General features: G+C 66.2%; 15 protein-coding genes. All 15 read left to right on the top strand.

Annotated features, from left to right (window positions below):
- Positions 1 to 11: 11 nt before the first annotated feature.
- The 15 genes from LLJ08_RS17675 (at position 12) to LLJ08_RS17745 (ending at position 14,192) form a co-directional block, all read left to right on the top strand.
- A complete protein-coding gene (locus LLJ08_RS17675; RefSeq protein WP_228207575.1) occupies positions 12 to 1,289 on the top strand; it encodes a bifunctional O-acetylhomoserine aminocarboxypropyltransferase/cysteine synthase in 1,278 nt (425 codons plus the stop codon).
- A gap of 62 nt (positions 1,290 to 1,351) precedes the next feature.
- On the top strand, positions 1,352 to 1,789 hold the full coding sequence (gene trxC / locus LLJ08_RS17680; RefSeq protein WP_023446003.1) for a thioredoxin TrxC: 438 nt from the start codon (positions 1,352 to 1,354) through the stop codon (positions 1,787 to 1,789).
- A 196-nt stretch (positions 1,790 to 1,985) separates the two neighbouring features.
- Positions 1,986 to 2,708 (top strand): beta-ketoacyl synthase chain length factor, encoded by a 723-nt coding sequence (locus LLJ08_RS17685; protein ID WP_023446004.1) that lies wholly within the window; start codon positions 1,986 to 1,988, stop codon positions 2,706 to 2,708.
- Positions 2,684 to 3,493: a lysophospholipid acyltransferase family protein gene (locus LLJ08_RS17690; protein ID WP_023446005.1), complete on the top strand. Its 810-nt coding sequence runs from the start codon at positions 2,684 to 2,686 to the stop codon at positions 3,491 to 3,493. The genes LLJ08_RS17685 and LLJ08_RS17690 overlap by 25 nt, the downstream gene beginning before the upstream one ends.
- Positions 3,471 to 3,737 carry a phosphopantetheine-binding protein gene (locus LLJ08_RS17695; protein WP_003301002.1) on the top strand — a complete coding sequence of 89 codons (267 nt, stop codon included), beginning with the start codon at positions 3,471 to 3,473 and terminating at the stop codon, positions 3,735 to 3,737. Before LLJ08_RS17690 ends, LLJ08_RS17695 begins: the two co-directional genes overlap by 23 nt.
- Before the next feature lie 12 nt (positions 3,738 to 3,749).
- Entirely contained in the window at positions 3,750 to 4,007 is a 258-nt protein-coding gene (locus tag LLJ08_RS17700) for an acyl carrier protein (RefSeq protein WP_023446006.1), read from the top strand.
- A gap of 66 nt (positions 4,008 to 4,073) precedes the next feature.
- Positions 4,074 to 4,649, top strand: coding sequence for a COG4648 family protein (locus tag LLJ08_RS17705; protein ID WP_228207576.1), 576 nt, complete (start codon positions 4,074 to 4,076; stop codon positions 4,647 to 4,649).
- On the top strand, positions 4,646 to 6,322 hold the full coding sequence (locus LLJ08_RS17710; RefSeq protein WP_228207577.1) for an acyl-CoA synthetase family protein: 1,677 nt from the start codon (positions 4,646 to 4,648) through the stop codon (positions 6,320 to 6,322). Before LLJ08_RS17705 ends, LLJ08_RS17710 begins: the two co-directional genes overlap by 4 nt.
- Positions 6,323 to 6,378: 56 nt before the next feature.
- Complete coding sequence (locus LLJ08_RS17715) at positions 6,379 to 7,131, top strand: glycosyltransferase family 2 protein (protein WP_228208957.1); 753 nt, start codon at positions 6,379 to 6,381, stop codon at positions 7,129 to 7,131.
- Positions 7,128 to 8,072 (top strand): LpxL/LpxP family acyltransferase, encoded by a 945-nt coding sequence (locus LLJ08_RS17720; protein ID WP_228207578.1) that lies wholly within the window; start codon positions 7,128 to 7,130, stop codon positions 8,070 to 8,072. Before LLJ08_RS17715 ends, LLJ08_RS17720 begins: the two co-directional genes overlap by 4 nt.
- Complete coding sequence (locus tag LLJ08_RS17725) at positions 8,065 to 9,597, top strand: HAL/PAL/TAL family ammonia-lyase (RefSeq protein ID WP_228207579.1); 1,533 nt, start codon at positions 8,065 to 8,067, stop codon at positions 9,595 to 9,597. Before LLJ08_RS17720 ends, LLJ08_RS17725 begins: the two co-directional genes overlap by 8 nt.
- Positions 9,590 to 10,015, top strand: a complete 426-nt coding sequence (locus LLJ08_RS17730; protein WP_228207580.1) for an acyl-CoA thioesterase — start codon at positions 9,590 to 9,592, stop codon at positions 10,013 to 10,015. The genes LLJ08_RS17725 and LLJ08_RS17730 overlap by 8 nt, the downstream gene beginning before the upstream one ends.
- Positions 10,012 to 10,623, top strand: coding sequence for an outer membrane lipoprotein carrier protein LolA (locus LLJ08_RS17735; RefSeq protein WP_228207581.1), 612 nt, complete (start codon positions 10,012 to 10,014; stop codon positions 10,621 to 10,623). The genes LLJ08_RS17730 and LLJ08_RS17735 overlap by 4 nt, the downstream gene beginning before the upstream one ends.
- Complete coding sequence (locus tag LLJ08_RS17740; protein ID WP_228207582.1) at positions 10,613 to 12,961, top strand: MMPL family transporter; 2,349 nt, start codon at positions 10,613 to 10,615, stop codon at positions 12,959 to 12,961. The genes LLJ08_RS17735 and LLJ08_RS17740 overlap by 11 nt, the downstream gene beginning before the upstream one ends.
- On the top strand, positions 12,948 to 14,192 hold the full coding sequence (locus tag LLJ08_RS17745) for an NAD(P)/FAD-dependent oxidoreductase (protein ID WP_228207583.1): 1,245 nt from the start codon (positions 12,948 to 12,950) through the stop codon (positions 14,190 to 14,192). The genes LLJ08_RS17740 and LLJ08_RS17745 overlap by 14 nt, the downstream gene beginning before the upstream one ends.
- Positions 14,193 to 14,195: the final 3 nt, after the last annotated feature.

The following is a 14,195-nucleotide window of genomic DNA, read 5'->3' on the forward strand; positions in this document are numbered from 1 at the left end:
AGGAGCGCGCCATGAAACTGGAAACTCTCACCATCCATGCAGGCTACAGCCCGGACCCGACCACCCGGGCGGTGGCGGTACCGATCTACCAGACCACTTCCTATGCCTTCGACGACACCCAGCACGGCGCCGACCTGTTCGATCTGAAGGTGCCGGGCAACATCTATACACGCATCATGAATCCCACCACCGACGTGCTCGAGCAGCGCGTCGCGACACTGGAAGGCGGGGTGGCGGCACTGGCCGTTGCCTCAGGAATGGCGGCAATCACCTACGCCATCCAGACCATCGCCGAAGTCGGCGACAACATCGTATCGGTCGCCAAGCTCTACGGCGGTACCTACAACCTGTTCGCCCATACCCTGCCGCGCCAGGGCATCGAAGTACGCTTCGCCGCCCACGATGACATCGCCGCCCTGGAAGCGCTGATAGACGAACGCACCAAGGCGGTGTTCTGCGAATCCATCGGCAACCCGGCGGGCAACATCATCGACCTAGCCGCCCTGGCCGAAGCCGCACACCGCCACGGCGTGCCGCTGATCGTTGACAACACCGTCGCCACGCCGATGCTCTGCCGCCCCTTCGAGCATGGCGCGGACATCGTCGTGCACTCGCTGACCAAGTACATGGGCGGCCACGGCACCAGCATCGGCGGCATCGTGGTCGACTCCGGCAAGTTTCCCTGGGCGCAGCACAAGGAGCGCTTCGCCCTGCTGAACACGCCCGATGTGTCCTACCACGGCGTAACCTACACCGAAGCGTTCGGTCCCGCCGCCTTCATCGGCCGCTGCCGCGTGGTGCCGCTGCGCAACATGGGCGCGGCAATTTCGCCATTCAATTCGTTCCTGATCCTGCAGGGGCTGGAAACCCTGGCGCTGCGCATGGAACGCCATTGCGAGAATGCACTGAAGGTCGCCGAGTTCCTGCAGGCGCATCCGCAAGTGTCCTGGGTCAAATACGCCGGGCTACCGGATCACCCCGAGCACGAACTGGCTCGCCGTTATATGGGAGGCATGCCGGCGTCGATCCTCTGCTTCGGTATCGAGGGCGGCATGGAAGCCGGCGCGCGCTTCATCGACGCGCTCAAGCTGGTGGTGCGGCTGGTGAACATCGGCGACGCCAAGTCCCTGGCCTGCCATCCAGCCAGCACCACGCACCGCCAGCTGAATGCCGAGGAACTGGCCCGCGCCGGTGTGTCACAGGACCTGATCCGGCTATCCATCGGTATCGAGCACATCGACGACATCCTCGCCGATCTGGCCCAGGCGCTGAGCGCGTCCAAGGGCTGACTCGCGCTTGATATCCGCCGCCGAGGCTCCACATTAAGGGCATACCGCCGTGGAGCCTCGTCATGACCGAATCCCTGATCGTCCCCTGCGCGCACTGCGCCAGCCTCAATCGTATCCCCGCGGACCGGCTGCACGACGCACCGCGCTGCGGTCGGTGCAAGGCCGAGGCGTTGCCAAACGCTCCGTTCGACTTGCAACAGAGCCAGTTCGCCAACCAGATCAAGGGCGACCTGCCGCTAGTGATAGATGTCTGGGCCAGCTGGTGCGGGCCCTGCCGCAGTTTCGCCCCGACCTTTGCGCAGGCTGCCAGTCAGCTCCAGGGCCGCTGCCGCCTGGCCAAGCTCGACAGCGAGGCCAATGCACAGCTGTCGACGCAACTTGGCATCCGCTCGATTCCCAGCCTGATCCTGTTCCGCAACGGCCGTGAGGTCGCCAGACAGAGCGGCGCCATGCCGTTGCCGCAGCTGATGGCGTGGCTGGCGCAGCACGGCGTGAGCTGACCACAGCCGCTGGCCGCAGACAGTCGTTGGAGTGACGAGTTCCGCATCAACTGCGACCTCCTATCAGGATATGTATCGCAATGTTTGCCTAGCGTTCATCGCACTTGGATAATGCCCGCACTTTTCGAGCGGCACTTCCAATGCAAGCACTACACGGACGTCTGCACGCCGGTCTCGCTACGAGAGCCGCGCGAGCATGAGCGCTATACGCTTCGACATCGACCAATGGCAGGCCTGGGCTCCGGGCCGCGCCTGCCAGGCCGACTGGTTGCGCTGGGCGAGTGCCAGTCAGTGGCCGGACGATCCCGAAGCGCAGCCGGATGTGTCCTTTCTGCCGGCGATGCAGCGCCGCCGCCTGAGTCGACTGGCACGAATGGTGTTCGCCGTCGCCCAGCCGCTCAGCGAAGGCCGTGCCCCGATGCCGCTGGTTTACGCCTCGCGCCACGGGGAAACCACCCGCAATTTCGCCCTGCTCAGCGATCTGGCCAACGCGCAGCCGCTCTCGCCAACCCAGTTCAGCCTTTCCGTGCACAATGCGATCGTCGGGCTCTGGTCGATCTTCCAGGGCGACCCCAGCGAAATGACCGCGATCGCAGCAGAGGGCGATGGCCTGGAACACGCGGTGCTCGAAGCTGCGCTGCTGCTGAACGAAGGCGCGCCGGCCGTGCTGCTGGTGATCGCCGAAGAATCGCCTCCCGAGGCCTACCGCCCCTGGATAGACGACTGCAGCATTCCCTATGCACTGGCGCTACGCCTGACCGCGGGCGACAGCTGGCAGCTGCAACTGCAGCCCACCGATGAAAGCCCGTCGCAACCGCAAGTCCATGCTCTGCAACTGATTCGGGCCTTGCTCCACGACCACTCCCAATTCACGCATCACTGGAAGACGCGCAAATGGAACTGGCAGCGGACTCGCTGAAGCGGCCCAACGCGCCGTGGCTGTGGCGACTCATCGCCACCGGCCTGTCGTTCGCCCTGTTCGGCATCGGCGGCCTGTGCCTGCGGCTGATCATATTCCCGCTGCTTTCGCTGCTCCCAGGTGATGCCGCCACCCACCGTCGCCGTGCGCGACAGACCGTGAGCAGGCTGTTCTGGCTATTCGTGCAGTTCATGTATCGCAGCGGCGTACTGACCTATGAAGTCGAAGGCGCCGAGCGGCTGGGGCGTCCGGGCCAGCTGATTATTGCCAATCACCCGTCGCTGATCGATGTGGTCGTGCTGATCGCCCTGATCCGCGACGCCAACTGCGTGGTCAAGCAGAGCCTGTGGGACAACCCCTTTACCCGTGGCCCGATTCGCGCTGCGCAGTACATCAGCAACAACGGCAGCGCCGAAATGCTCGACGAAGCCGCCGAGGCCCTGCAGCAAGGTCAGACCCTGATCATCTTTCCCGAAGGCACCCGCACCACGCCCGGGCAGCCGCCGCAGTTTCACCGCGGCGCAGCGGCCATCGCCCTGCGCGGCGCAAGGCTGGTGACGCCGGTAGTGATCAGCGTGACGCCAACCACGCTGACCAAAGCCGAGCCCTGGTATCGCATACCATCACGGCGTTTTCACTTTCATCTGCGCGTGGGCAGCGACATCGACCCACAGGCGTTCGCCGCCCAAGGCGCTGCCCCGATCGCCTCGCGGCGACTGAATGACCATCTGCACCGACACTTCATAAAGGAGCTCGCACTCGATGAGCCAACAACTACAACGTGAAATCAAGCAACTGATCATCGACGCGCTGGGCCTGGAAGACCTCGGTCCGGACGATATTGCCGCCGATCAACCACTGTTCGGCGAAGGCCTCGGGCTCGACTCGGTCGACGCGCTGGAACTGGGCCTGGCAATCCAGAAGCGCTTCGGCATCAAGATCGATGCGGACGCCAAGGACACTCGCAAGCATTTCGCCAGCGTCGACAGCCTGGCGGCCTTCGTCAGCGCCAACCGCGCCATCGCCTGAGGAGTATCTCCCGTGAACAGCCGCAACGAGATTTTCCAGACCCTGCGTGACGCCCTGGTCGAACTGTTCGAGCTCGAGCCCGAGCGCATCACCCTGGAAGCCAACCTGTATCAGGACCTGGAGATCGACAGCATCGACGCCGTCGACCTGATCGACCACATCAAGCGCCAGACCGGCAAGAAGATCGCCGCGGAAGAATTCAAGGCCGTGCGCACTGTGGGCGATGTAGTCGAGGCGGTGTACCGCCTGACCAATACGGAGACAGCCTGACCGACGCGAGCGACCTCACCACACGAGTGGCGCACGGCGTACCCAGGGCATTTCCGGACTTTTCTGATGCTGACATCTATTTCCAAGATCCCGGCCGGCGTGACGCGGATGGCGGGTTTCGTGCTGCTCCTCATCGGGCTGGCATATCCCTTCGCCGTCTATTTCGGTATCGAGCACCTCTCGCCGCGGATCTTCGCGGCGCTCCTAGGAGCGCTCTGGCTGACCCGCCTGCTGAGTAAAGACGGTGCTGCAAGCCGCTGGACGGCCGGCACCGCGCTGCTGTTCTGTCTGCTACTCGGGCTGCTCGATAACGCCGCCCTGCTGCGCTGGTATCCGGTGCTGATCAACGCGGCCATGCTGGTGCTGTTCGCCGGCAGCCTGTTCAGCGGGATGCCGGTCATCGAGCGCCTGGCGCGCCTGCAGGACCCGGATTTGTCGCCTTCAGGTGTGCGCTATACGCGGCAGGTGACCAGGGTCTGGGTAGGCTTCTTCATCTTCAACGGCTCGATTGCTACAGCGCTGACGCTGTGGGCGCCGCTGGCCTGGTGGACGCTATACAACGGGCTGATCGCCTATCTGTTGATGGGCCTGCTGTTCTCCGGCGAGTGGCTTGTGCGTCAGCGTGTGAGGGGGCGCCCGTGAACTGGATTGGGCTGTGCGAACTGCTGGTTCGAAGCGCGCCGCGCCCGGTAACCGACACCCCCACGCTTGCGCTCGATCAGCTGCAGCAGAAAGCGCTGCAACTGGCCGGCGGCCTGCAGCAGCGCGGCGTGCGAACCATCGCTGTGCACCTGGAAGACGCCGGACAACTGGCTACCGCTATGCTTGGCGCCTGGCGCGCCGGGGTCCGCGTGCTGCTGCCTGCCGACCTGCAACCGGCCAGTAGGGCACGGCTGAGCCCGTTGGCGGACCTCTGGCTGACCGATCAGGCGGGCGACACCGCCCTTGCCGACCTGCAGGCGGCACCTCTTGCTGCCGCCGCGCTCGATCCCGAACTGCTCGGCCTGACACTCTGCACGTCGGGCTCCAGCGGCGAGCCCAAGCTGATCGACAAGCGCCTGCATCAGCTGGCCAGTGAAGTCGAAGCACTGGAGGCCCTGTGGGGCGCCGATCTCGGCGATTCCGCGGTGATTGGCAGCGTCGCCACGCAGCACATCTACGGGCTGCTGTTTCGGGTGCTCTGGCCACTCTGTGCTGGCCGCCCTTTTCTGCGACGCGCCCTGCCGTTCGCCGAAGACATGCAACGGGCCAGCCGTGAGCAGCGATCGTTCTGCTGGGTCGCCAGCCCCGCACTGCTCAAGCGCATGGGCGACAACCTCGACTGGCCGGCATTGCGTCAGGTGTGCCGGGTATTTTCCTCCGGCGGCCCGCTGCCAACAGAAGCTGGTGAATTTCTGCATCAGCGCCTTGGCCAGTGGCCCACGGAGATATATGGCAGCTCGGAAACCGGCGGCATCGCCTGGCGTCAGAGTGGCGAGCTCTGGCAGCCGCTACCGGGCGTCGAGCTTGCCCAGGACGACCAAGGCGCGCTGCGCGTGGCGTCGCCGTGGCTTGGCCGCGGCCATGTGGAGCAGACCGCCGATGGCGCCGAGCTGCACGCCGATGGTCGTTTCACCCTGCGCGGCCGGCTGGACCGCATCGTCAAGCTGGAAGAAAAACGCATCTCGCTGCCGATGCTGGAGCGTGCACTGGCCGAGCATCCGTTCGTCAGCGAAGCGCGCTTGGGGGTGATTCAGGACAACCGGGCCTATCTCGGCGCGCTCGTGGCCTTGAGCGATGCGGGGGTGTTCGCGCTACGCAATCAGGGGCGCCGCAGCGTCACCCAGGCATTGCGCAAACAGCTGAGCACCGATTGCGAGGCACTCGCCCTGCCGCGCCGCTGGCGGCTGGTGCGCGAGCTACCGGTCAATCCTCAGGGCAAGTTGCCACAGGCCGAACTGGATGCTTGGCTGCAAGCACCTCGCACCCGTCAACCGGAGCGCCTGGCGCTGCAGTGGAAAGACGATCACTGGCAGATCGAGCTGCGCGTGCCGCTCGATCTGGCGCACTTCAGCGGCCATTTCCCGCGCACGCCGGTGCTGCCAGGCGTCGTCCAGATCGAGTGGGCGATGGACCTCGCGCGCGAACTGATCGACGACTTGCCGCCACGTTTCGGCGGCATGGAAGTGTTGAAATTCCAGCAGCTCGCCCGGCCCGGCGACCGGCTGCAACTGAGCCTGCGATTCGATCATGAGCGCGGCAAGCTGTACTTCAGCTATCACAACGACGACAAGCCCTGCTCATCCGGGCGCATTCTGCTGGGAGCGCAGCCATGACCACTTTGAACGAGCTGCCACCCGTAGTGGCTGCAACCGCGATGGTTCGAACGCTCATGCAGCCGGAAGACGACTGGTTCAAGCCCTGCGCGGTGATCCCGGTGTACAACCACGAGCGCAGCCTGCCCGCAGTGGTCGCTGCGCTGCGTGCCGCGGACCTGCCCTGCGTGCTGGTGGACGACGGTTCCTCCCCTGCCGCTGCGGCGGTCATCGACGAGCTGGCCGAGCAAACGGAGGTCTTCCTGCTCCGTCATCAGCGCAACCAGGGCAAGGGTGGCGCGGTGATCAGCGGCCTGCGCGAAGCAGGGCGCCTGGGCTTCAGCCATGCGCTGCAGGTCGACGCCGACGGCCAGCACGATCTCTCCGGCGTCGGGCTGTTTCTCGATCGCGCCAGCCAGGCACCGGACGCGCTGATCTGCGGCTATCCGCACTATGACGCCAGCGTGCCCAAGGGCCGTCTGTATGCTCGCTACCTCACACACGTCTGGGTCTGGATCAACACCCTGTCGCTGTCGATCCGCGACTCGATGTGCGGCTTTCGCGTCTATCCGCTGGAGCCGACGTTGGCGTTGATCGACCGCGTGCACCTGGGCCAGCGCATGGATTTCGACACCGAGATCCTGGTGCGTCTGTACTGGCAGCAGCAGCCGATGGTCTGGCTGCCGACGCGGGTGCATTATCCGGCCGACGGCGTCTCGCACTTCCGCCTCTGGCTGGACAATGCGCTGATCTCGGCCATGCATGCCCGGCTGTTCTTCGGCATGCTGCTGCGCGCGCCGAGACTGCTTGCCCGGCGCCTGCAGCGATGAGCGAAGCCCCGATGCCCTCGCACTGGGCGGCGCAGCGCGAGCGCGGCAGTTTCGCGCTGATGCGCCTGACCGCCTGGGCGGTACGGGTGCTTGGCCGGCGCACCATGGCGCCGCTGCTGTATCTGATCGTTCTGTATTTCTACCTCTTCGGCCGCAGCGCCCGTGACAGCGCGCGCCAGTATCAGGGCAACCTGGCGCGCTGGAGCGGTCGCGCCGAACCGCAGCCAAGCACCCGCTCGGTCTATCGCCAGTTCATGAGTTTCGCCGAAGCGCTGCTGGACAAGCTGGATGTCTGGAGCGGGCGAGTCGGGCGGGAACGCCTGGTGATCCACGATCCGGCCAACCTGCACGCCAGTCTCGCCGGGCCGCGCGGTCAGCTGCTGGTCGGCTCGCACCTGGGCAACCTGGAGATCTGCCGGGCACTGGCGGAAATGGGCGGCGAAGTACGGATGAACGTGCTGGTGCACACCCGTCACGCCGAGCAGTTCAATCGCCTGCTGGACCAGTCCGGCGCCGACAACCTGCGCCTGATCCAGGTCAGCGAGCTGGACCCGGCGACCATGCTGCAACTGTCCCAGCGCCTGGAGCGCGGCGAATGGCTGGCCATTGCCGGTGATCGGGTGCCGCTGCATGGCGGGCGCACCGCCATGGCCGACTTCCTCGGTCAGCCGGCGGCCTTTCCCCAGGGGCCCTGGCTGCTCGCCGGCCTGCTGGAATGCCCGGTGAATCTGCTGTTCTGTCTCAAGCAGGACGAGCGCTTCCATGTGCATCTCGAGCCCTTCGCCGAACGCATCCGCTGGCGTCGCGCCGACCGCGACGCGGTGATCGCGCAGGCAGTGCAGCGCTATGCCGATCGCCTCGCCGCGCGCTGCCTGGAGGCCCCCCTGCAATGGTTCAACTTCTATCCCTTCTGGAACATACAGGACCCGCGTCGTGACTGAGCCCGTGATCTTTGGCGAAAACCTTCTGCGCATCGAGGACGTGCTGGCCGTGGCGCAGCGCCGTGCGCCGGCACGACTGCAGGCGGACGAGGCCTTTCGCAGCCGCATCGCCCGTGGCGCACAGTTTCTCGACACCCTGCTGGACCGCGAAGGCGTGATCTACGGCGTTACCACCGGCTATGGCGACTCCTGCGTGGTGGCGGTGCCGCTGCATCAGGTCGAAGCGTTGCCGCAGCATCTGTTCACCTTTCACGGTTGCGGCCTGGGCAAGCTGCTGGAGGCCGAGGCCACCCGCGCGGTGCTCGCCGCGCGCCTGCGCTCGCTGACCCACGGCATGTCCGGCGTGCGTGTCGAGTTGCTCGAGCGCATTCAGGCGTTTCTCGAACACGACGTGCTGCCGCTGATTCCTGAGGAAGGTTCGGTCGGCGCCAGCGGCGACCTGACCCCGCTGTCCTACGTCGCCGCCACCCTCGCCGGCGAGCGCGAGGTGCTGTATCGCGGCGAGCGCCGCAGCGCCGCCGAAGTGCACCGTCAGCTCGGCTGGACGCCCTTGACCCTGCGCCCCAAGGAGGCGCTGGCACTGATGAACGGCACCGCGGTGATGACCGGCCTCGCCTGCCTGGCCTATGCCCGTGCCGATTACCTGCTGCAGCTGGCGACCCGTATCACCGCGCTGAACGTGATCGCGCTACAAGGTAACCCGGAGCACTTCGACGAGCGCCTGTTCGCCGCCAAGCCGCATCCTGGCCAGGCCCAGGTCGCCGCCTGGATTCGCCAGGACCTGGCCATCGACGCGCCCGCTGCGCCGCTGCATCGATTGCAGGACCGCTACTCCATCCGCTGCGCGCCCCATGTGCTCGGCGTGCTGGCCGACAGCCTGGGCCTGCTGCGCCAGTTCATCGAAACCGAACTGAACAGCGCCAACGACAATCCGATCATCGATGCCGACAACAAGCGCGTACTGCACGGCGGACATTTCTACGGCGGGCATATCGCCTTCGCCATGGACAGCCTGAAGAACCTGGTGGCCAACGTCGCCGACCTGCTCGACCGCCAGCTCGCCCTGCTGGTCGACACGCGCTACAACCACGGCCTGCCGAGCAACCTCTCCGGCGCGCCGGCCGCCACGGCGATGATCAACCACGGCTTCAAGGCGGTGCAGATCGGCGCCAGCGCCTGGACTGCCGAAGCGCTGAAGAACAGCATGCCGGCCAGCGTCTTCTCGCGCTCCACCGAATGCCATAACCAGGACAAGGTGAGCATGGGCACCATCGCCGCCCGCGACGCGCTGCGCAGCCTGGAGTTGAGCGAGCAGGTTGCCGCCGCCACGCTGCTCGCTGCCCAGCAGGGCGTCTGGCTGCGTCAGCTACAGGAAGGCGCCCGCCCGCTGCCCGCTCCACTGGCAGCCATGCACAGCGAACTGGCGGAGGCCTTCCCGCCGCTGATCGAAGACCGGGCGCTGGAAGGCGAACTGCGTCTGTGCCTCGAACAGATCCGCAACCGCCACTGGAGGCTTTATGCGTAAGGACGGCGTACTGCAGGCCGAGGTCGAGATGCTCGTGCCGTTCTTCGATGTCGACTCCATGGACGTGGTCTGGCACGGTCACTATGTCAAGTATTTCGAGGTTGCCCGCTGTGCGCTGCTCGAGCGTATCGGCCACAACTATCAGCAGATGCGCGAAGCCGGCTATGCCTGGCCGATCATCGACGTGCAGCTGCGCTACATGCGCGGCGCGCGATTCAACCAGCGCATCGTGGTGCGCGCCGACCTGGTTGAGTGGGAGAACCGCCTGAAGATCAACTACCTGATCCGCGATGCCGAAACCGGCGAGCGCATGACCCGCGGCAGCAGCGTGCAGGTTGCCGTGGAGATCGCCAGCCGCGAGATGCTGCTGGCCTCGCCACGGGTGTTCGTCGACGCGGTGGAGCGCGCGCTGGCATGATCCCGACCATCAAGAAATGCCTGACCGCCATTGCCCTGCTGATGGCGGCCAACATGGCCATGGCGCAGACTTTCGACCTGCCACAGCTTGCCGAACAGCTGAGCGGGCCGGCCGTGGTGCGTGGCGACTTCATTCAGGAAAAGCATCTTCGTGCCCTGCCGCAGCCCCTGACCAGCCGGGGCCAGTTCGTACTCGCCCGCGACCACGGCCTGCTCTGGCTGTTGCAGCAGCCGATCCGCCAGGACTATCGCATCACCGCCCAGGGCATCGCGCGGCGCAGCGAGCAGGGCTGGCAAGGCGTCGACCCGCAGGGCAGTTCGGCCCGGCAGAACCAGCTGTTCCTCGCCGTACTGAGCGGCGACACCCCGGCGCTGCAACGCGATTTTCAACTCGAGCTTAGCGGTGAAGCCAAGGCCTGGCGGTTGCAACTGACGCCACGCGGCGCGTTGCTCAAGCAGATCTTCGCTGACATCGATATCCAAGGCGGCGAGGCGGTGACTCAGATCGAGCTTCACGAAGCCCAGGGCGATCGCACGCTGATCCGTCTGCTCGATAGCCGGATCGACGACACCCTCACGGCCCGCGAGCAACGCGATCTTGCCGACTGAACCCCTACAGCCCCGGCGCTGGCCGGCCGCGCTGTTCTGCCTGGCGCTGCTCGGCCTGCTGGCGCTGAGCGCCTGGCAATGGCGCGACGGCCCGCCACTGAGCGCCAACCTGCTGCAACTGCTGCCCAGCGACAGCCATGACGCGCTCGAACAGCTGGCGACCGAACGGATGCAGGAGCCACTCAGGCGCGACCTGATGCTGCTCGTCCGCCACGCCGACGAGCGACAGGCCCGGCAGCTGGCCACGCGCCTGGCCACCGAACTACGCAGCAGCGGCCTGTTCGCCCAGGTACGCGACACGCTGCAGACCGATCTGCCGGCCGTCGCGCGCCAGTTGCGCGAGCAGTCCCTCGGCCTGCTTGCCGGCGCTGATCGCCAGCAGCTGATCGAACATCCGGAGTCGTTCATCCAGCAGCGCCTCGAGCGCCTGTATGATCCGTTCGCCGCCAGCCCGCTGTCGCTCGGGCAGGACTGGTTCGGCCTCGCCGGCCTGGCCCTGCAACGGTTGCCGCAGCTGGGCAATGTTCGCGCCGAGAACGACGGCAGCCTCGTCGCCGAACATGCCGGCCAGCGCTGGCTGGTCGTACATGCGCGTGCGCAAGGCGATGCCTTCGACGAGGGTTCGCCGCAACAGGTGGCAACCCTCGTCGAAAGGGCCCGTGACGACGTCGAAGCGGCGGGAGGCGAACTGCTGAGTGCCGGCGGCGTGCTGCATGCTGCCCATGGCCAACACACGGCCCGTGCCGAGGCGAGCCTGATCGGCAGCCTGTCGCTGGGTACCACCCTGCTGCTGTTGCTCTGGCTGTTCCGCACGCCGCGCATCCTGCTCGCCGCCTTGCCGGTGCTGGTCGGCGCGCTGGCGGGGGCCGCCGCCTGCGTCGCGCTGTTCGGCCAGATGCACGTACTGACGCTGGTGCTCGGCGCCAGCCTGATCGGCGTGAGCCTGGATTTCCCGCTGCACTTCCTGTCCAAGAGCTGGACGCTGCAGCCTTGGCACGGCCGGCGCGCACTTGGTCTGATCCTGCCGGGACTGGCGCTGGCCCTGTTAACCAACCTGATCGGCTATCTGGCGCTGGCTTTCACGCCCTTCCCGGCACTGACCCAGGTGGCAGTGTTCTCTGCGGCCGGATTGCTCGGCGCCTTCCTCTGCACAACCTGCCTGCTGCCCGTGCTGTTCAGCGGCCATCTGACTCCTTGGCCGCACCCGCTGGGCTGGGCGCAGCGCTGGCTGCAGCTGAGGCAGGCGTTACTGGCGCGCATCGCCACGCCCTGGCTGCTGGCCGGCCTGGGACTGTTTTGTCTCGGCGGCGTGCTGCAGCTGTCGTTCAAGGACGATCTGCGCCAGTGGGTCAACAGCGCACCCGAACTGCAGCAACAGGCTGAGCGCATCGCTGCGATTACCGGTTTCCAGCCCACCAGTCAGTATTTCCTCGTGCGTGCGGAAAATGCCGACACCCTGCTCGAGCGTCAGGCGCAGCTGAGCCGCCGCCTGGACGCTCTGCAGACCGAGCAGCGGCTGGTTGGCTACCTCGCCTTGAGCCAGTTGCTCGCGCCGGCACCGGAGCAGGCGCAGCTGCGCGCCGCCCTGCCTCAACTACTCGCGGCAGGCCAGCCGCTGACCGCGCTTGGCGTCGACGTCGACACCCTGCGGGTCGAGATCGAGCACCTGCAGGCGCAACCGCCGGTGACCATCGAGGCGGCGCTGGCCGGCCCGCTGGGCGAAGCCTGGCGAGCGCTCTGGCTTGGCAAAACGAGCGATGGCGTAGCCGGGCTGATCAGCCTGCAGGGACTGCGCGACAGCACAGCGCTGGCAGCCATCGCCAAAGCCGTGCCCGGCACGACGCTGGTCGATCAACCCGCCAGGCTCAACCAGCTGTTCGCCGCAACCAAACTGCAGGCCGCCGAACTCAAGGTGCTGGCCAGCCTGCTGATCTTCGCCCTGCTCTGCCTGCCGTTCGGCGCCACAGGCGCCTTGCGCTGTATCGCGGTGCCGTTGCTGGCGGCGCTGGCAAGCCTGGCCAGCCTCGGCTGGCTGGGTCAGCCGCTGACCCTGTTCGGGCTGTTCGGCCTGCTGCTGGTCACGGCGATCGGCGTCGATTACGCGATCCTCATGCGCGAGCGGGTCGGCGGTGTTGCAGTCAGCCTGGTCGGTACGCTGCTGGCGGCCACCACCACCTGGCTATCGTTCGGCCTGCTGGCGATTTCCAGCACGCCGGCGGTGAGCAACTTCGGCCTCACGGTCAGCCTCGGGCTGGCGTTCAGTTTCTTCCTGGCCCCCTGGGCCACCATCGAGCAATATCCACCACCACATGCAGGGAGGCCCTATGGCGCCGCTTGAGTTGCAACACCGTGAAGTCGTGATCATCGGCGCCGGGCCTTCCGGCGCCATCGCCGGCGCGCTGCTCAAGCGCAAGGGCCACGATGTATTGATCATCGAACGTCAGCGCTTTCCGCGCTTCTCCATCGGCGAGAGCCTGCTTTCCCACTGCCTGGACTTCATCGAGGAAGCCGGCATGCTCGAGGCGGTGCGCGCCGCGGGCTTCCAGACCAAGCACGGCGCGGCCTTCGGCTGGGGCGAGCGCTATACGGATTTCGACTTCCGCGACAAATTCACTGCCGGCCACGGCAGCACCTACCAGGTCCAGCGCGCCGACTTCGACAAGCTACTGGCCGACCAGTCCGAGCTGCAGGGTGTGGAGATTCGCTACGAGGAAGAAGTCACCGCAGTGGACTTCGGCGGCGAACGGCCGTGGTTGCAGATCCGTCGAGCCGACGGCAGCGAGTACCGCGTCGACGCCGCCTTCGTGCTCGATGCCAGTGGCTACGGCCGCGTGCTGCCGCAGCTGCTTGACCTGGAGGCGCCATCGGGCTTCCCGGTGCGCCGGGCGATCTTCACCCATATCGAGGACCGTATCGACGATCCACGCTTCGACCGCGAGAAAATTCTCATCACCACCCATCCCGAGCTGCGTGACGTCTGGTACTGGACCATCCCGTTCAGCAACGGCCGCTGCTCGCTGGGCGTGGTCGCCAGTGCCGAGCGCTACGAAGGCCGACCGGTGAATCTGGATGCCTGCCTGCGCGAGTTCGTCCAGGAGGCGCCAAACCTCAAACGCATACTCAAGAATGCCGAATGGGATACCCCGGCGCGTCTGATCGGCGGCTACTCGGCCAACGTCAAGAGCCTGCATGGTCAGGGCTTCGCCCTGCTGGGCAACGCCGCCGAGTTCCTCGACCCCGTGTTCTCTTCCGGCGTGACCATCGCCATGCGCTCGGCGCACATGGCCGCCGCCGTATTGCACCGCCAGTTGAGCGGAGAAACGGTGGACTGGGAGACCGAGTTCGCCGCGCCGCTCAAGCGCGGCGTCGATACCTTCCGGACGTACGTGGAGGGTTGGTACGATTGCAGCTTCCAGGACGTGATCTACTACGAACACGCCCAGCCGGAAATCCGTCGGATGATCAGCTCGATCCTCGCCGGCTATGCCTGGGACGAAAAGAACCCCTATGTCGCCGAACCCAAACGCCGTCTGCGCGTACTGGCCGAACTCTGCGCGGCTGATGCATGAGTC

The organism is Stutzerimonas chloritidismutans, assembly GCF_020783375.1.
GTDB classification, from domain to species: domain Bacteria; phylum Pseudomonadota; class Gammaproteobacteria; order Pseudomonadales; family Pseudomonadaceae; genus Stutzerimonas; species Stutzerimonas kunmingensis.

Bases quoted from the DNA above. Each gene is read 5' to 3' on its own strand.
- LLJ08_RS17675 (WP_228207575.1), top strand. From the start codon at position 12: ATGAAACTGGAAACTCTCACCATCCATGCAGGCTACAGCCCGGACCCG.
- LLJ08_RS17745 (WP_228207583.1), top strand. From the start codon at position 12,948: ATGGCGCCGCTTGAGTTGCAACACCGTGAAGTCGTGATCATCGGCGCC.
- LLJ08_RS17720 (WP_228207578.1), top strand. From the start codon at position 7,128: ATGAGCGAAGCCCCGATGCCCTCGCACTGGGCGGCGCAGCGCGAGCGC.
- LLJ08_RS17735 (WP_228207581.1), top strand. From the start codon at position 10,012: ATGATCCCGACCATCAAGAAATGCCTGACCGCCATTGCCCTGCTGATG.
- LLJ08_RS17695 (WP_003301002.1), top strand. From the start codon at position 3,471: ATGAGCCAACAACTACAACGTGAAATCAAGCAACTGATCATCGACGCG.
- LLJ08_RS17685 (WP_023446004.1), top strand. From the start codon at position 1,986: ATGAGCGCTATACGCTTCGACATCGACCAATGGCAGGCCTGGGCTCCG.
- LLJ08_RS17690 (WP_023446005.1), top strand. From the start codon at position 2,684: ATGGAACTGGCAGCGGACTCGCTGAAGCGGCCCAACGCGCCGTGGCTG.
- trxC (WP_023446003.1), top strand. From the start codon at position 1,352: ATGACCGAATCCCTGATCGTCCCCTGCGCGCACTGCGCCAGCCTCAAT.
- LLJ08_RS17715 (WP_228208957.1), top strand. From the start codon at position 6,379: ATGCAGCCGGAAGACGACTGGTTCAAGCCCTGCGCGGTGATCCCGGTG.
- LLJ08_RS17730 (WP_228207580.1), top strand. From the start codon at position 9,590: ATGCGTAAGGACGGCGTACTGCAGGCCGAGGTCGAGATGCTCGTGCCG.
- LLJ08_RS17705 (WP_228207576.1), top strand. From the start codon at position 4,074: ATGCTGACATCTATTTCCAAGATCCCGGCCGGCGTGACGCGGATGGCG.